Source organism: Microbacterium sp. (genome assembly GCF_031988965.1).
In the GTDB taxonomy this organism is placed as follows: domain Bacteria; phylum Actinomycetota; class Actinomycetes; order Actinomycetales; family Microbacteriaceae; genus Microbacterium.
Genome location: NZ_DALZXX010000218.1, coordinates 1 through 998 on the forward strand (window position 1 = coordinate 1; position 998 = coordinate 998).

The 998-nt window shown below is 70.8% G+C and carries 1 protein-coding gene and 1 other RNA gene; both read right to left on the reverse strand.

Annotated elements, in window-relative coordinates; all coding sequences use genetic code 11:
• A partial coding sequence (locus RTM68_RS17805) for a rhomboid family intramembrane serine protease (RefSeq protein WP_312173538.1) occupies positions 1–822 on the reverse strand: 822 nt, incomplete at its 3' end.
• 80 nt (positions 823–902) lie between these two features.
• Positions 903–998: signal recognition particle sRNA small type (gene ffs, locus RTM68_RS17810), an RNA gene on the reverse strand.

A 998-nucleotide genomic window follows, 5' to 3' on the forward strand; every position in this document is an offset into this window, starting at 1 on the left:
CGCCACCGCCGCGGCCCCGGCGATCACGAGCACCACGGCGGCGGAGATCGCCAGGCGGCGCAGCATCCGCCGGCGCTGCAGCCGTCGCTGCGCGCGACGACGGGGCGATACCCGACGGCGAGTTGACGGACGCGCAGGACGACGCGTGGCCGACCGCGACCGCGACGGTGCTCGCTTCTTCGTGGTGCCGGCTCTCGGACTCACCCTGACGCGATCCTCATGCGCGTCGAGCCGATGGCCGACCGGCGAAGGCCGCGAGACCGCCGCCGATCGCACCGAACAGGTGCGCCTGCCACGAGATGCCCTCGCGCACGCCCACGACTCCATCGAGCCGCCGTAGAGTCCGATCACGATCAGCGCGATCACCGCATAGAGGATGCGGTGCGAGACGCGACCGGGCGCGAACACCCGCATCACGGTGTAGCCGAAGTATCCGAACACGAGTCCTGACGCCCCGACGGTCAGCGCACCGGGAGCGTTCACGATCCACGTGCCGAGGCCGCCGATCACCGCCGAGAACGCGGTCACCGCCCAGAACCGTCTGGCGCCTTCGACCGCCACGAGGCAGCCGAGCACCAGGAACGGCACGGAGTTGGCGATCAGATGCGCCCAGCTCGCGTGCAGGAGCGGCGAGACGACGATGCCGGGAAGCCCGGACAGGTCCCACGAGCGGATCCCGAAGCCGGTGAACGACAGCGGAAGGATCGCATCCACGAGCTGCACGACCCACATCGCGGCGAGCAGGAGCACCGGCGAGGCGAAGCGGCCGAGAGCGCTCTCGCGCGGGGAACCGGCGGGGCTGGTCATGTCGGGCCTGGTCACATCACGATCCTGGCAGGGCTGCCCCGGAGGACGCTGACAGCGCCTCGACGGGATCGGCCCCGTGGAGTGGGCCGGAGAAAGAAAGTGACTCTCCGCGCACCCAGCAGAGCCCGGTTACCCTTGCTGCGTCTCCGCCCTGGGGGAATTGGCCTGGATGCCGCCACGCGGAGAGCCGA